This is a genomic window from Microvirga sp. P5_D2 (assembly GCF_054049475.1).
In genome coordinates, this window is sequence record NZ_JBFUMH010000140.1 from 1 (window position 1) to 13,479 (window position 13,479).

The 13,479-nt window shown below is 60.9% G+C and carries 14 protein-coding genes and 1 pseudogene; 2 read left to right on the top strand and 13 right to left on the bottom strand.

Annotated features, from left to right (window positions below; genetic code table 11):
• A pseudogene (locus ACXJKO_RS24155) lies at positions 1–244 on the top strand (DUF4405 domain-containing protein); the annotation flags it as partial.
• A 265-nt stretch (positions 245–509) separates the two neighbouring features.
• Here the strand turns inward: ACXJKO_RS24155 and ACXJKO_RS24160 are convergent.
• The 10 genes from ACXJKO_RS24160 to ACXJKO_RS24205 form a co-directional block, all read right to left on the bottom strand.
• Entirely contained in the window at positions 510–1,892 is a 1,383-nt protein-coding gene (locus ACXJKO_RS24160) for an adenylate/guanylate cyclase domain-containing protein (protein ID WP_457093618.1), read from the bottom strand.
• A gap of 171 nt (positions 1,893–2,063) precedes the next feature.
• The gene (locus ACXJKO_RS24165) at positions 2,064–2,459 is read right to left on the bottom strand and encodes a (R)-mandelonitrile lyase (RefSeq protein WP_457093619.1); all 396 of its coding nucleotides are present in this window, start codon (positions 2,457–2,459) and stop codon (positions 2,064–2,066) included.
• 157 nt (positions 2,460–2,616) lie between these two features.
• The gene (locus ACXJKO_RS24170) at positions 2,617–3,444 is read right to left on the bottom strand and encodes an SDR family oxidoreductase (RefSeq protein WP_457093620.1); all 828 of its coding nucleotides are present in this window, start codon (positions 3,442–3,444) and stop codon (positions 2,617–2,619) included.
• Between the two features lie 94 nt (positions 3,445–3,538).
• On the bottom strand, positions 3,539–4,573 hold the full coding sequence (locus tag ACXJKO_RS24175) for an alpha/beta hydrolase (protein WP_457093621.1): 1,035 nt from the start codon (positions 4,571–4,573) through the stop codon (positions 3,539–3,541).
• 7 nt (positions 4,574–4,580) lie between these two features.
• Complete coding sequence (locus ACXJKO_RS24180; protein ID WP_457093631.1) at positions 4,581–5,345, bottom strand: DUF4405 domain-containing protein; 765 nt, start codon at positions 5,343–5,345, stop codon at positions 4,581–4,583.
• Positions 5,346–5,370: 25 nt separating this feature from the next.
• Complete coding sequence (locus tag ACXJKO_RS24185) at positions 5,371–5,853, bottom strand: cytochrome P460 family protein (RefSeq protein ID WP_457093622.1); 483 nt, start codon at positions 5,851–5,853, stop codon at positions 5,371–5,373.
• Between the two features lie 97 nt (positions 5,854–5,950).
• Positions 5,951–7,132 (bottom strand): aldo/keto reductase, encoded by a 1,182-nt coding sequence (locus tag ACXJKO_RS24190; protein ID WP_457093623.1) that lies wholly within the window; start codon positions 7,130–7,132, stop codon positions 5,951–5,953.
• A gap of 145 nt (positions 7,133–7,277) precedes the next feature.
• Positions 7,278–7,694 (bottom strand): FMN-binding protein, encoded by a 417-nt coding sequence (locus ACXJKO_RS24195; RefSeq protein WP_457093624.1) that lies wholly within the window; start codon positions 7,692–7,694, stop codon positions 7,278–7,280.
• A gap of 34 nt (positions 7,695–7,728) precedes the next feature.
• Positions 7,729–8,607: an FAD:protein FMN transferase gene (locus ACXJKO_RS24200; protein WP_457093625.1), complete on the bottom strand. Its 879-nt coding sequence runs from the start codon at positions 8,605–8,607 to the stop codon at positions 7,729–7,731.
• A 19-nt stretch (positions 8,608–8,626) separates the two neighbouring features.
• Positions 8,627–9,622 (bottom strand): aldo/keto reductase, encoded by a 996-nt coding sequence (locus ACXJKO_RS24205; protein WP_457093626.1) that lies wholly within the window; start codon positions 9,620–9,622, stop codon positions 8,627–8,629.
• Positions 9,623–9,752: 130 nt separating this feature from the next.
• On the opposite strand from ACXJKO_RS24205, the gene ACXJKO_RS24210 reads away from it, so the two are divergent.
• Positions 9,753–10,643 (top strand): LysR family transcriptional regulator, encoded by an 891-nt coding sequence (locus ACXJKO_RS24210; RefSeq protein ID WP_457093627.1) that lies wholly within the window; start codon positions 9,753–9,755, stop codon positions 10,641–10,643.
• 670 nt (positions 10,644–11,313) lie between these two features.
• Here ACXJKO_RS24210 and ACXJKO_RS24215 read toward each other — a convergent pair.
• The 3 genes from ACXJKO_RS24215 to ACXJKO_RS24225 form a co-directional block, all read right to left on the bottom strand.
• Positions 11,314–11,667 (bottom strand): hypothetical protein, encoded by a 354-nt coding sequence (locus ACXJKO_RS24215; protein ID WP_457093628.1) that lies wholly within the window; start codon positions 11,665–11,667, stop codon positions 11,314–11,316.
• Positions 11,668–11,954: 287 nt separating this feature from the next.
• Positions 11,955–12,665, bottom strand: a complete 711-nt coding sequence (locus ACXJKO_RS24220) for a hypothetical protein (protein WP_457093629.1) — start codon at positions 12,663–12,665, stop codon at positions 11,955–11,957.
• 152 nt (positions 12,666–12,817) lie between these two features.
• The gene (locus tag ACXJKO_RS24225) at positions 12,818–13,321 is read right to left on the bottom strand and encodes a ParB/Srx family N-terminal domain-containing protein (protein ID WP_457093630.1); all 504 of its coding nucleotides are present in this window, start codon (positions 13,319–13,321) and stop codon (positions 12,818–12,820) included.
• Between the last annotated feature and the right edge of the window lie 158 nt (positions 13,322–13,479).

Below are 13,479 nucleotides of genomic sequence, written 5' to 3' on the forward strand. Positions count from 1 at the left end.
CGGTGTCGCGGGCAACAGCAAGCTCCGCACCTTCGTTCTGCGGGCCACGGCCGCAGTGATCGTGGCGTATGGGATTCACAGCCTGCACGTCGTCGATGTCAGGTCAAAACTGTTCATGCGGATGACGTTGGAATTCTGGGCCTTCGAGACTTCGACGCCGGCCTTCTTCCTGCATCACGTCGCCATCGTGGGTCTGTGCGCGCTGCTTTCGTACTGCCTCGTCAAGTTGCTTCCCAAGGCATAGCCGAACCTCGGTGCGAGACCGGGAACGTCTCTTAATGGCACATTTGAGAAATTAGGCGGAGGACAACTAACTCAGCCTAAGCAGACGTTCGCGAACGGTCAGGGATCGGCAGAAAATAACCTAGAGGAGAAGTTAGCGTGTTCCACGCTACATGGTTGGCATCGCACAACGCTGGCTTGAAGAGCTGGATCAAGGAAACCGGAAGCAGTGGGCCACACGAGGTCGGCCGGCCATCAGCACCTAATACTCAAGCACCTAATACTCATCACGAAGCGATGTGAATCAGGATCCGTTGATCCCGGCCCCTCAGCTTGATCTCTCGGGTATCCTGGAACCGTATCGCCCACTCCGCTTGTCCGGCCGCCTGAATGCAGGATTGCGAGGCGACGATCGAGCCGCCGACCTCGCGCGTGACTTCCTCGAGCCTGCTCGCCACATTCACGACATCGCCGACGACGGTGAATTCAACGCGTTCCTTGCCGCCGAGATTGCCCACCGTCACTGGACCGGAATGAATGCCGATCGACACGCGAACAGGGGCTGCTCCCCGATCAGACCTTTTCCGGTTCCAGCGCTCGATCTCCTGCTGGAGGTCGAAGGCACAGGCGAGCGCGCGTGCCGGCGCGTCCGGTTGCAGGTCGATGGAGCCGAAGGTCGCCATGAAGCCGTCGCCCAGGTACTTGTCGAGGGTGCCGCCATGCTTGAACACGATGGCGCTGCTCCGCTCCTGAAAGCTGCGCAGCAAGGCGAACGTTCGCTCGGGCGAGAGGGTCTCAGTGACCTTGGTGAAGCCCACGATGTCTGCGAACAGGACCGCCACCGTCCTTGTCGCCGGCTCTCCGAATGCCGCCCTGCCGCGCCTGGTGAGCGCCTCGGCCACGTCCGGAGAGACGTAGCGTGCGAGTTCCGCGCGTACGACCTCCGTCTCAACCTGGTTCAACAGAGTCCGCCGGCTGCGCAGGACGGCGAGTGTGATGAGCAGGGTGAACAGGGATGTTGCAACAAGTTGGGTATACCATGCCGTCAGACCGACAAAGGCAGGCTTGAAGGAGAGATCCAGGACCGCGGCTGACGTCAGCACTCCCTCGGCAGCCGCATCGTTGAACCGCAGCGTGTCCGGCTGGGAGTAGATCGTGAAGACCCCAATCGACCAGATGCCCAGAATCGACACGCCCGTCCAGAGCACCCTCCTTGGGGAGTAGGTGAGAGCGGCCTCTGCGAGGAGAAGGAGAACGTAGAGGAATTCCTGGCCGCGMAGSCGGGTCTGGATGGGCCATTCATTACCGATACTAGCCGGAGGAGGAAGCAGGATAGCTGCTGAGACCAACGCGACATCGAGGACGATAAAGCCAAGTTTGATCGCCTCGCTGTGGGGATGGTGTCGCAARCGRTACGGGAGGTAGCCTAGAACGAAGAACCCGAAGGCGTAGGCYCCGTAATAGAGATCGCGTGGCCATGGTACGAGCCAGATGAGCCAGACGGACACGACGATGATCGCCATCAGCCGGGCATAGAACGCAAACTGGAGGCCCTCAAGTTCCGCCTGTCGAATGCTCGCCTGAAGATGTTCCTGTGAGTTCCCATGAGACCAAAGCGATCGAAGCGCCTGCAAGGCATTGGACACAAAGCCGATAATCCGGTTCGCCATGTCAGGTATATGCTCGCTCTGCTATTCACGAAGGCTCTGAGCTTGAACCTGATAGCATTCCGGTAAGAGCCTTGCACGGTGCGAGCGGAAACGGCGATGGGGGTCAGGCCGGAGCTTAGGTCCATACGGAAATGTTTCGGGTGCAAGCCTGCCGCCCTAACGCATGCGGGGTCACCCGCGGTACTGATCGTCGGTTACGTGTTCCATCCAATCGACAGGAGAGCCGTTCAGCTTTTCTTGGATGGCGATGTGGCTCATGGCCGTGGTGGCTGTCGCGCCGTGCCAGTGCTTCTCGCCAGGCTCGAACCAGACCACGTCGCCCGGTCGGATCTCCTCGATAGGGCCGCCCTCGCGCTGCACCCAGCCAAGGCCGGACGTGACGATGAGGGTCTGGCCCAGCGGATGGGTGTGCCAAGCCGTGCGCGCGCCGGGCTCGAACGTGACATGAGCTCCGGCAACCCGCGCCGGATCGGGCGGGCTGAACAAAGGGTCGATGCGCACGGTGCCGGTGAACCAGTCTGCCGGCCCTTTGCCGGACGGCTGCGAACCGCTTCTATTGATTTCCATCGTCCTTCTCCTTCAATGTTTGGGAATCTCGCGTCATGTTCGCGACGTCCGATCAGGTCGCAGGGTAATCTAGTGCGCGCGGCTCCAGGCGATTAGGTGGTGAAATTTACATGATCCTCTATTCGGGATTCATAAGTGCCGCGCATAGGACCCCCCGTCACTTCGGCGTGAGATCGCCGTACCAATAGGCGGCCGTCACGCCACCATCCATGAGGAAGTCGCTGCCCGTAATGAACGCGCCGTCCGGACCCATGAGGAGGGCACCGACGGTTCCGACCTCGTCCGGGGTGCCGGCTCTCCCTGCTGCTGACAACTCAATCATGCGACGGTAGCCGGGGCCGCGTGGTCCCTCAAGTTCATCTTTCGCGAGCGGGGTGATGACGATCCCTGGGCTGATCGTGTTGATCCGTGCGCCGCGCTTACCCCAGCGGACGGCCTCGGCCATCACCCGTAACGAGTTCCCTCGCTTCGAGACCTGATAGGCATGGAGCGGATCCTTCACCTGATCGGGCTGAAGCATCGGCAGCGTGAGCAGGTCTTCCGTGGGCGTTGTTGCGAGGGCCGCGTTCTGCTCGGCTGAGAGCGGCGGCAGCCGATGCCCGGACTGGGAGGCGATCACGACGCCCGCGCCCCCGCGTGCGATGACGTTGCCGAATTCCTCCAGCACGAGTGCGGTGCCGTAGAGATCGACCTTGAGGATCGTTTCCGGCGAGGCTTGGGTCGGCGAGACGCCAGCGGCATGGATGACGCCGGAGACTTCACCGAGAGCCGTGGCCATCTCGACCAGAGCGTGCACCGAGGCGCGCGATGACACGTCGACGGTAACGGTGCTCACCGTGAACCCGGCTTCGCTCAGGGTTTTGGCCGCCGCCTCAGCGTTTTCGGGGCGCAGATCAGCGAGCAGGACATGCTTACCCGCACTCACCCGCCGCGCAATGGCTTGGCCGATCGATCCGGCTCCAATGACGACAATCACGTTTGTCATGAAACTTCTCTCTGCTGCCTTTGGGTTCAGGACTTTGCAACCCGTTTGTTCCCGGAACTGGACGCCAAACGTTCGTCGAAACCTGCTTCCAACCTCAATTCCGAGTAAACTTTGTCCAAAATTGAAGTGCATCGGCGATCCAACCTTCGGCGCTCGTGCCGGTGCCAGGACCGAAGCCGTGACCGAGGTTCCGGTACTTCCGGTATTCCACCTCCGTGCCAGCCTGTCGCAGCGCTGCAATCCGTCTCTCCATCGCGGAGGGAGGTGCGATTACATCCTCCTCGCCGACGGCTACAAAGGTCGGAGGCTCGTCGGCTGAAAGGTCCGAATGGGCCGTGTAGGCCATCACGACAGCCGACGGCTTCGGAAGGTCCTTGCCTCCATATCGGGCGACGCCGTGCGAGCCGATCGACGCAGCCATCCTTGCTCCCGCGGAACTGCCCCACAAGGAATACCCTTGAGTACTGACCCCGAGTGTATCGGCATTCTCGAAGATGTATGAAATCGCGGTAGCCAGATCCTGGGTCGCAATCGCGCCGCCCTGTCCGGCCCGATATTTCAGGATGAAGGCATTGTATTCCTTGCCGTTGATCTCGGCGGCATACGGAAAGCCTTCGTGGATGGAGCCGACATAGGCGAACCCGCCCCCGGGCGAAATCACCGCGAAGGGTGCTCCCGGCCTGCCGCGGAAGAAGAACAACCCGGTATGCTCCTTCGTCGGATCGGCTTGCTTCTGCGCCTCGGTGTAGATGTCGTAGAAGACGGTCCTGCCGTTGCCGACGTCGTCGATCATGCGGTTCAACGATCCCACTACGGTCTCGGGACGGACCTGCGTGTGGTACGGCAGAAGCGAGCCGATTTCGGCCAGCGGCATGTTCTCGTCATAGGAACGGTCGTCCCAGGGCAATATCCGCCGACCGAAGCCTAAGAACGCCGGATGGTTCAGGATATCCCGGATGCTGCTATTCGCGGACAGGGGAACCGCCTTGGCTCCTCTCGTCGCCTGCTCTTTGCTCTCACCGGGCCTGTCATACGCCAAGGCGGCCTCGGTCGCTTTCGCCGCCGCACAGGCCGACAACAGGAACAGGGAGAGCGCCATGGTGGCGGACGGCAATGCGAGGATGCTCATTTGCGATTTACCCGATAACCTGTTGATCGCTGGCCGCCACTGAGCAGTCGGAATGCGTGTCCGCCTTTTGTCTTCGCGGAATTTCCGTCCCGCGCTCAATCGATAAAGTTATGTCCCTCCGGTGCTGTATCCATTTCATCCCGTAGTAGGTCAGGGTGATGTACAGCCCCGTGATCGCGATGCAGTGGATGAAGAAGYCCAGGACCGCCTCCTCGAAGTTCCACCAGTCGAGCGTCGTCTGCATGGCGAGCTTAGTGCCGAGGCCCAGCTCGAAGGAACTCCAGACGCCATGGATCGCGATGACGATAGCGGTAGCCCGAAGGGTGAGGGTCCGCGTGGCGCTCGCCTTCGAGATGCCGAATAGATTGCGCGCTACGCCTATGATCATCGGCCAGCGCAGACCTAGATGGACGGAGACGATGACGAGGACCCAGTATGCGGCGAGGGTATGGATCTGCCGCACAGTGAAGCCGCCGTAGGCCGACATGAAGCCGGACAGCGTGTTGGAGATAAGCACGCTGGTCACGAGCAGCGCCAGCATCGCGATCAGCAGCAGCAGGGTGAGCCCGACGTTGAACAGCCCGCGCCCGTGACGCTTCTCCTTGGAGATCCTGCCGTACCAGCGGCGATTGAAGACGTTATGCACCATGACGAGCAGGAACATGCCCGTCCCGGCCAGCTCATGAACCGCGTTGCCCAGCCACCAATAGGCGAGGCCGAGCAGCAGCAGGCCGGCGGCGACCAAGTCGAACGCCAGCCGCATCAGGAACATGGAGCTCAAGATCTGCCTCCCGGGTTCATTCGACCGGCGTGCCGTTGAACCGGGGAATACGGTACCCCGTATAAAGGTATTCACTTCCCGCCTGGCTCTGGTGGCAGGACTGGCAGCGGGCGGTGTTCTCGCTCATGTTGATGGTCCCGTCGGGCTTGAACCACTGGAACTGCCAGTCGCCCGTGCGGCGGCGGTCGTCGTAATCCCCGCCCCATCCATCGCCTTTCTGCATGACGAAGTAGCGGAAGACCTCGCCCTCGCGATAATCGACGAGCACGAAATGAGTATCCGCAGGGATCGGCTGACCGTTTTTGACAGCTTCAATGGCTTCCGGCGTGGTCATGATGTGCTCCGTCACGTTGCCGCGCCGGACGGTCGTGTAATGCACTAGTTTCTCAAGGGCCGGAAACGTCACGCGATTGCTCTCGGAAATGGCCTGCCAGCCGACCAGCATGATGGCGGCAGACGCCAGGGCAATCAACGGAAGGCGTATTTTCAGAGACTTCACAAGGGATCTCGCATCGGTTGGGCATCAGGACAAGTTGGAAGGGGCGCAGCGTCTTCGGCTCGCCCCTTCACGAGATGTTTTCATCGTCAGGGATGGATCAGGTCTTTGGAGGCGCCTCGACGCCCGAGAAGACCAGCACCGCGTCGGGGAGACGCGCGCCCCGGACCTGGATCGCGGAGATGGCGCGATTCAATTCGGCCAGCTCGGATGCCGTGAACTGCACCGCTGACGCGCCGATGTTCTCGAGCATGTGCGGCATCTGCGTTGTGCCCGGAATAGGAACGATCCAGGGCTTCTGCGCCATCAGCCATGCCAGCGCGATCTGTGCCGGAGTGGCTTGCYTGCGTTCGGCCCAACTCCTCAGCAGCGAAACCAGTGCGAGGTTGTGAGGCAGGTTCTCCGGCGAGAAGCGAGACTCGATCCCGCGAATGTCACCCTGCGCAAAACGCGTCCTGGCGTCGATGGCACCGGTCAGGAAGCCCACCCCGAGCGGGCTCCACGGCACGAAGCCGATGCCGAGTTCCTCGCAGAGCGGGATGACCGCCTCCTCCGGCCCGCGCCAGAGCATGGAATACTCGTTCTGGACGGCGGTGACGGGCAGCGCGGCATGAGCCCGGCGCAGCGTGTTGAGCCCCATCTCGGACAGGCCCCAGTGCAGGACCTTGCCTTGCGCCATCAGGTCCTTGACCGCGCCGGCGACATCCTCGATCGGCACCTGCGGGTCGACCCGGTGCTGGTACAGGAGATCGATGCGATCGGTCCGCAGGCGCCTCAGCATACCCTCGACGGCTGCCTTGATGCGCTCCGGACGGCTGACGAGCGCCGGGCGCCGCTCGCCGGTCTCCAGATCGACGTCCCAGCCGAACTTGGATGTGATGACGACCTTGTCGCGGAATGACGCGATGGCTTCACCGAGGATCCGCTCGCACTCGTGGGGACCGTAGGCCTCGGCGCAGTCGAAGAAGGTCACGCCGCGGTCGAAGGCCGTCCGGATGATGTTGAGCATCTCGGGCCGGCTGGGGATCGTCGTCTGGTAGGTCCGGTGCATGTTCTGGACGCCGAGGCCCACGCTGGAAACCTCGAGCGAGCCGAGCTTGCGGCGGCCTCGCACGGTTGCGGTGCCGGAGCCCTGGCTGCCATTGCCGGCTCCTTGCGCGCCCTGCTGCGCGTTCGCGGGAATGGACGTGGCGGCAACCATCGGCGCTGCGGCCATGCCAGCTATTGCTGCCAGAAACGTGCGCCGGTTGGGATCGGTTTCGTGGGTTTCTGCCTCTGACATGCTTTGCTCCGTTGGATATCACTCTGCCTATGGGAGAGCGGCTTAGTTCGAACCTAATCACGGGGACTGCAATCGATTAGTCAGGGAATGCCGCATGAGCCTATGAAGATCTTTCATGAGCTGACTGGTGGGCATCCATGCTGAATCAGCGCGATGCCTGTTCCCTGATTTGCCGGATCGCGGCATTGAACCCGTCCGGCGTGTTGCTGGACCCCGCAAGCTTGCCGACGTTCACCTGATCGATCGGCTTGCCTACAACCACCCTGGGCACGGCCGCCGCGAAACGACGCTGCAATTCGAGCGAGCGGGGAGCGGTCGCGTGCGGGGTCACCCCCACGATGGTGATGACGCCGTTGGACAGGGTTGCCTTGACCGTGATGAAAGATGGCCCGCCGCCATACTGTCCGGTCGCCGTGTAAGTACCGTCCGCATAGCGGTTCCGCTGGGACGGAGCAGTGGGTGTGGCTGCCCGGGTGTTCGGTGAGGCTACCTCCGCTCTCGGCTCGGAGTTCAAGGCTCCCACCAGCATCAGGGCCGCCGGAATCATGGTTATCCGTTTCATCCTGTTTCCGATTGTCACGTCGATGTCCTTCCGTTCAGGTGAAGAGTTCGCCGTCGAAGTCAGCGGAGATCTCGGCGCGGCCATCAGCAAACATCCGAACCCAAGAGAACCGGAAAGCGTGCACTAGACGCTCTGCTGGAACGAAGAAGAGGGCCGTCGCAAGTCCATCTGCGGTGGCAGTATTGTCGGCGACGACCCAGGTTGCGATCACGTCACGGGTTGGCACTCCGGTGCGCCCGTCGATCACGTGATGCAGTCCCTCACCCCATGCACGTCGGTTTACGGCCGAGGCGCACAGGGCGCGATCCTTCAGGTGCGCCACGCCGATAGCGAGCCGGGTGTCGAAGGGATGTTCAAGACCGATGCGAAGAGCGCTTCCGCCTGAATGAAGCAAGTCGCCGCTGCCATCGACGACGAAGCTCGTGTGTCCTTCCTCGCGCAGGATGCCCGCAACGAGGTCGACGAGATATCCTTTGCCGGCCGCGCCAATGTCGATCACGAGTGGACTCCAGGTAACGAGCGATGCACCCTTGCGTCGAACGTCATTCGACCAACGCGGTCTTGCGAGGGAATGACTGCGGATCCCGGCAGCATTTGGCGTCAGCGAATAGGTCCGGTCGTAGCCAAGCGACTCAAGGTCACGGCCCACCAAGGGATCAACAGCACCCTCGGTGCAGGCATGCAGCCGATCATAGAGCTCGAAGAGCGCGACCGCGTCCTCCGGGAAGGTGAAGCACCCACCCTCAGGCGAGGACGCGATCCGCGAGACCAGCGAATCCGATCGAAACCGCGAATAGGTTGCGTCGAACCGCTCGATTCGTTCGAGAATCCGCCGTCGCGCCGGCATCTCCAGCGGCAACGGCGTCTCGATCTCCCAGGTAGTTCCGATGGCATCGAACGTGAAACGGAACATCGCACTGGTTCGCGTGCGATCAGAGCCCGGTCATCTTCAATGCACCCTCAGGCAGCCGTTCACCCTTGAGTTCAATCTTCAATGCCGCGGCGTCGATCTCGCCGAGGTCATCGGCCGTGAGCTGAACCTCCGTCGCGCCGAGGTTTTCCTCCAGGCGATGCAGCTTGGTGGTGCCGGGGATCGGCACGATCCAGGGTTTCTGCGCGAGCAGCCACGCCAGTGCGATCTGCGCCGGTGTGGCGCCCTTTCTCGCCGCCACGTCCTTGAGAAGGTCGACCAGTGCGAGGTTCGCCTCCCTGGCTTCGGGCGAGAAGCGAGGGACGCTGTTGCGGAAGTCCGTGCTGTCGAAGGTCGTGGACGTGTCGATCTTGCCCGTGAGGAATCCCGCGCCCAATGGGCTGAAGGGCACGAAGCCGATGCCGAGCTCCTCCAGGGTTGGCAGGATTTCCGCCTCCGGTCCCCGGTACCAGAGGGAATACTCGCTCTGGACCGCCGCCACGGGCTGGACGGCGTGGGCGCGGCGGATCGTCTGAGCCCCGGCCTCCGAGAGCCCGAAGGCCCGGACCTTGCCTGCCTGGATTAAGTCCTTGACCGCACCGGCAACGTCCTCGATCGGCACGCTTGGATCGACGCGGTGCTGGTAGAACAGATCGATCACGTCCGTGTTCAGACGCTTGAGAGAGGCGTCCGCGACAGCCTTGATGTGTTCGGGCCGGCTGTTGACGCCGCCGCGGCGCTCCCTGGTCGCCGGGTCGAGATCGAAGCCGAACTTGGTCGCGATCACCACCTGGCTTCTGACGGGCGCGAGCGCCTCGCCGACCAATTCTTCGTTGGTGAACGGGCCATAGACTTCGGCAGTATCGAAGAAGGTGACGCCACGATCCACGGCTGTCCGAATGAGCGCGATCATCGCCTGCCTGTCTGCGGGCGGGCCATAATTGGCGCTCATGCCCATGCAGCCGAGGCCGATGGCCGAGACTTCAAGCCCATCCCTTCCGAGTGTTCGCTTTTGCATGTCCGTTCTCCGTTGATTGAGCCTCAGGAGCACAAGGGCGGCAGGTGAGGTCACAGCCAACGATCTAGTGATTGGGACTACCCGCAACTAGCTGCTAAAACCTGCATGGACCTATGAAGGAATTTCATGAATGGCGCGGGACACCATCAATGATCTCCAGGCCTTTCTGGCGGTCGCGCGGGAGCAGAGCTTCACGAAGGCTGCAACGAAGCTGGGTGTTTCCCAGTCGGCGCTAAGCCATACGGTGCGCGGATTAGAGGCCCAGCTCGGACTTCGGCTTCTGACCCGTACCACCCGCAGCGTTGCGCCGACCCCAGCAGGGGAGCGCGTTCTCGCGACGATGGGGCCGCTCCTCGACGAGATCGAGGCTGGGATGGCTGCCCTGAGCGAGTTCCGTGACAAGCCTGCGGGAACTATTCGCATCACGACAGGCGAACACGCGGCCCACACGGTTCTCTGGCCCGCGTTGGAGCGGCTGCTGCCGGACTACCCGGACATCAAGGTGGAACTGGACCTCAACAACGGCCTGACCGACATCGTGGCGGGACGCTTCGATGCCGGCGTGCGGCTCGGCGAACAGGTGGCCAAGGACATGGTCGCAGTTCGCATCGGGCCGGATACGCGCATGGCGGTCGTCGGCGCGCCGTCCTATTTCGCGAGCCGGCAACGTCCACGGACGCCGGAGGATCTGACCAGTCACGACTGCATCAATCTCCGCATGCAGTCCGGTGGAATCCTGACATGGGAGTTTGAGAAGGGTGATCGAGAATTGAAGGTTCGGGCCGATGGGCGGATCGTAGTCAACAACTCGCTCATGGCCCTTGAGGCAGCGGTGGCCGGGTACGGTCTGGCGTATCTGCTTGAGGAGCGAGTTCAGGCGTGCCTTGCCGATGGTCGGCTAGTCCGGGTTCTGGCCGATTGGTGTCCATTGTTCTCGGGTTATCACCTGTATTATCCAAGCCGTCGGCAGCCCACGCCTGCTTTCACCCTGCTCGTCGATGCGCTGCGTTACCGGGGCTGAAAGCTGGCGCATCATTCATTAGGAGGGGAGGAGCCCTTGTGTCGGCAGATGGACCGTTCCGATCCCATACCTGATGAGTGCGCGTTGGCTCCTGTTAAGCCCCTGTTTTAGCCCTGTTTCCTAGAACAATCGTCTCTGCTGATCATCAGGCTTAAYGGCTTGATCTTGCTATTTATCTCCAGCCACCCAATGGATAAGGGTTCACAAATCAGGGCGAATTCTACAAAAACAGGATAAAGCAGGAGACAGGTTCGCAGGCGACTGCCTCCACCGCCATTATCTAAGTATCTGACATTGCATAGTTTTTTCCTTTAGGAATAATACTCGCAAGTCGCGGTATCCTTTAGACAATTTCCGGATAACTATTCTCTGAGGCGCCCTTATTCAGAGTAGAATGAGGCCCTCAGGGCTCCAGCTTTGCCTCGTTTCTCCGCCCAAAACGACCCAGCCCGGTTGTGGCACAGGAGGCAGGTGCGGGCGTGATAGATTGGGCTAATGACTGCGTTCCACTCAATAGCAGAACATTGGCCAGAGTCCGCCTCGCGCCAAGAGTGGCGAACTGAACGCATCTCATTAAACCACCGAGATGGGGCCGACAGTCATCGCGTTGTCAGGACAGATATTGCGGAAAGCGGTCCGCTCACCACTCCGCTCCGGCTGCCTCCTCCTACTAGGCAGCCACAGCCTTGTCCTCGACGAACAGTCGCGGGTCCCATCGGCCTGTCGTCTGACCCATCGCATTTCGGCCCAGCTCGATCACATTGAGACGATCACCCTCGAATGCTGGACTGAGTTCCAAGGCAAGGTAATCGAATAGCGAACGTTCGTGGACGGCAATGATAAACTGACGCTCCATTTGCTTGGAGACTGTCCGCAGCAGAGCAGCAAACTGAGCGATATGGACCTCATCCATGCTCTGGACGGGGTCGTCGATCACCAACCATGGAAGCCTGGCCTTTACCGACAATGTAAGGGAGAGAAACAGGGTCAGCGCAGCAGTGTTGAGATTGCCCGAGCTCAGCATAGCCCGCGGGTTGCCCCCTTACCCCCTCGCCGGTGGTGCGTCTCAAGCACGGCCTCGATGTCGCCACTGGTGCCATCGGGAATAGCGAATGCCGGAATGAATGGCTCCTCAGGCGCCAAGCGTACAAACAAATCCCGCCACGTCGCATTGAGTTCGTCGTTGAATACCTTACGGACAACCCGCCCGCGCGCCTCGCGAGTGCTCCTGACAAGATCCTTGGCGGTATCGATGATCCTGTCAGATGCGCCCTTGCGCTCCCGAAGCGAGACGAGCTGGTTCGAAAGAACCTACCGTCGGCGCTCGAGAGCATCCCGCGTGTCCTCCTCCACGAGCAGACTATGGGCAAGACGCGCTCCTCTCAGATAAGTCTCTTGGAGTCGGCGGGCCTCATCATGCTGCGACGCTATGCGATCTCGTACTGCTCGTATCAGAGCCTCGGTGGCCAAGTTCGCGTCGAATGATATTTCTGCCCTCTGGGCAATATCTTCGATAGCTCGACGCCGAACCATGATCGACTGATCTGCGTTCTGGAGAGCGAACAACCGCCGCGCTGCTTCCGACGCCGCGCTTCGTAGCTGATCGCCGGCTTGTATCTGCGGCGCCAGATTCTGCAATTGCCGCTCGATCTCGTTAAAATCCGCGATCCGCGTCTTGAGCTGGGATAGCTCGGCCTCGGGAATTATCGCAACTACCAAGGCAGACAGCTGTCGTTCCAGATCACCGACTGACGCATTTGTGGTCGACCGATCGCGCGCGAGCGCCTGCAGCCTGCCAGCTTGGTCAATCATAGAACCGACCTTGTGGGCAACATGGGCGGCGAGCTGAACATCGCTGATGTCGGAGAAGTCGCGATCACAGACTGGGCAGATGTCGCCGTCGATGTGAGTGCTTAGCTCAGAGAGGGTGCGCGCCATCGCCTCGTTGGCATCGGCTGCCGTGTTTATCTGCTCGTCGAGACGTTTTAGCCGCGTCTTGGCCTCCGCCAGCGCTTGCTCCATTCGCGTCGGTTTGCTCGTGCCTGTTTAGCAGATCCGATATCCGCTGCAGTTCCAGGCCCAATCGGACTGAGATCCCCCGCGCGCGCTCTGAATAGTCACCGGAGGGTACCGAGGCGTCGGCAAAGCGATCCTCTGCGCGGTCTAGTAAAGCCTCAATGCCGCTGGCGTACTCGGCGCTCCAGGCATTCAAGGCTAACCGGCACCATCGGCGTTGCAGGAACCTGCTCGTCCTCCGGCTCATCACCCCCTTCGAGAGTGACGTCAATCTCCCCTGGCGAGAAGCCCGTCAGTTTAAGATCAAAGCCAACCTCCAGCTCGGAGATGATTTGCAGTTCAACCTTTAACAGATCGATGTCCCAGGCTGAGTTCAAGGCGATCTTGTTGTCGGCAATCCGCAGAGCAGCGCGAGCGGCCTCACTCAATCCCGCAACTTGGATCGTGGGCACCTCAGGCAGGCCCAAAGCCTTTGCGGCGAGCAGATGTCCGTGGCCTGCAATGATGGTGTTGGTTTCATCCACGAGGATTGGGTTGGCGAACCCATGAGCCTCGATGCTGCGCCTGATCTGTTCGACCTGCGCTTTCGAGTGCACACGCGGGTTGTTGCGATAGGAGCTCAAAGAGCCCGTAGACTGATAGATGATGGATAAATGCTGCATGACAGATTTCCAGAATGAATCCGATATGCGCCAAGAGATATCCATTCTGCAGTCAAGCACAAGAAATCTATATTCTTAACTTCGTATTTGGAAAGCGAATACTTTAAGCTACTTAATCTTTTCACCGTTACGAGCCGATTATTTCCTCTCTGATGCAC

What these genes read in the sequence shown, in the direction of transcription:
- ACXJKO_RS24165 (WP_457093619.1), bottom strand. Translation starts at nt 2,459, where the DNA reads ATGGAAATCAATAGAAGCGGTTCGCAGCCGTCCGGCAAAGGGCCGGCA.
- ACXJKO_RS24170 (WP_457093620.1), bottom strand. Translation starts at nt 3,444, where the DNA reads ATGACAAACGTGATTGTCGTCATTGGAGCCGGATCGATCGGCCAAGCC.
- ACXJKO_RS24175 (WP_457093621.1), bottom strand. Translation starts at nt 4,573, where the DNA reads ATGAGCATCCTCGCATTGCCGTCCGCCACCATGGCGCTCTCCCTGTTC.
- ACXJKO_RS24195 (WP_457093624.1), bottom strand. Translation starts at nt 7,694, where the DNA reads ATGAAACGGATAACCATGATTCCGGCGGCCCTGATGCTGGTGGGAGCC.
- ACXJKO_RS24200 (WP_457093625.1), bottom strand. Translation starts at nt 8,607, where the DNA reads ATGTTCCGTTTCACGTTCGATGCCATCGGAACTACCTGGGAGATCGAG.
- ACXJKO_RS24205 (WP_457093626.1), bottom strand. Translation starts at nt 9,622, where the DNA reads ATGCAAAAGCGAACACTCGGAAGGGATGGGCTTGAAGTCTCGGCCATC.
- ACXJKO_RS24210 (WP_457093627.1), top strand. Translation starts at nt 9,753, where the DNA reads ATGGCGCGGGACACCATCAATGATCTCCAGGCCTTTCTGGCGGTCGCG.
- ACXJKO_RS24215 (WP_457093628.1), bottom strand. Translation starts at nt 11,667, where the DNA reads ATGCTGAGCTCGGGCAATCTCAACACTGCTGCGCTGACCCTGTTTCTC.
- ACXJKO_RS24220 (WP_457093629.1), bottom strand. Translation starts at nt 12,665, where the DNA reads ATGGAGCAAGCGCTGGCGGAGGCCAAGACGCGGCTAAAACGTCTCGAC.
- ACXJKO_RS24225 (WP_457093630.1), bottom strand. Translation starts at nt 13,321, where the DNA reads ATGCAGCATTTATCCATCATCTATCAGTCTACGGGCTCTTTGAGCTCC.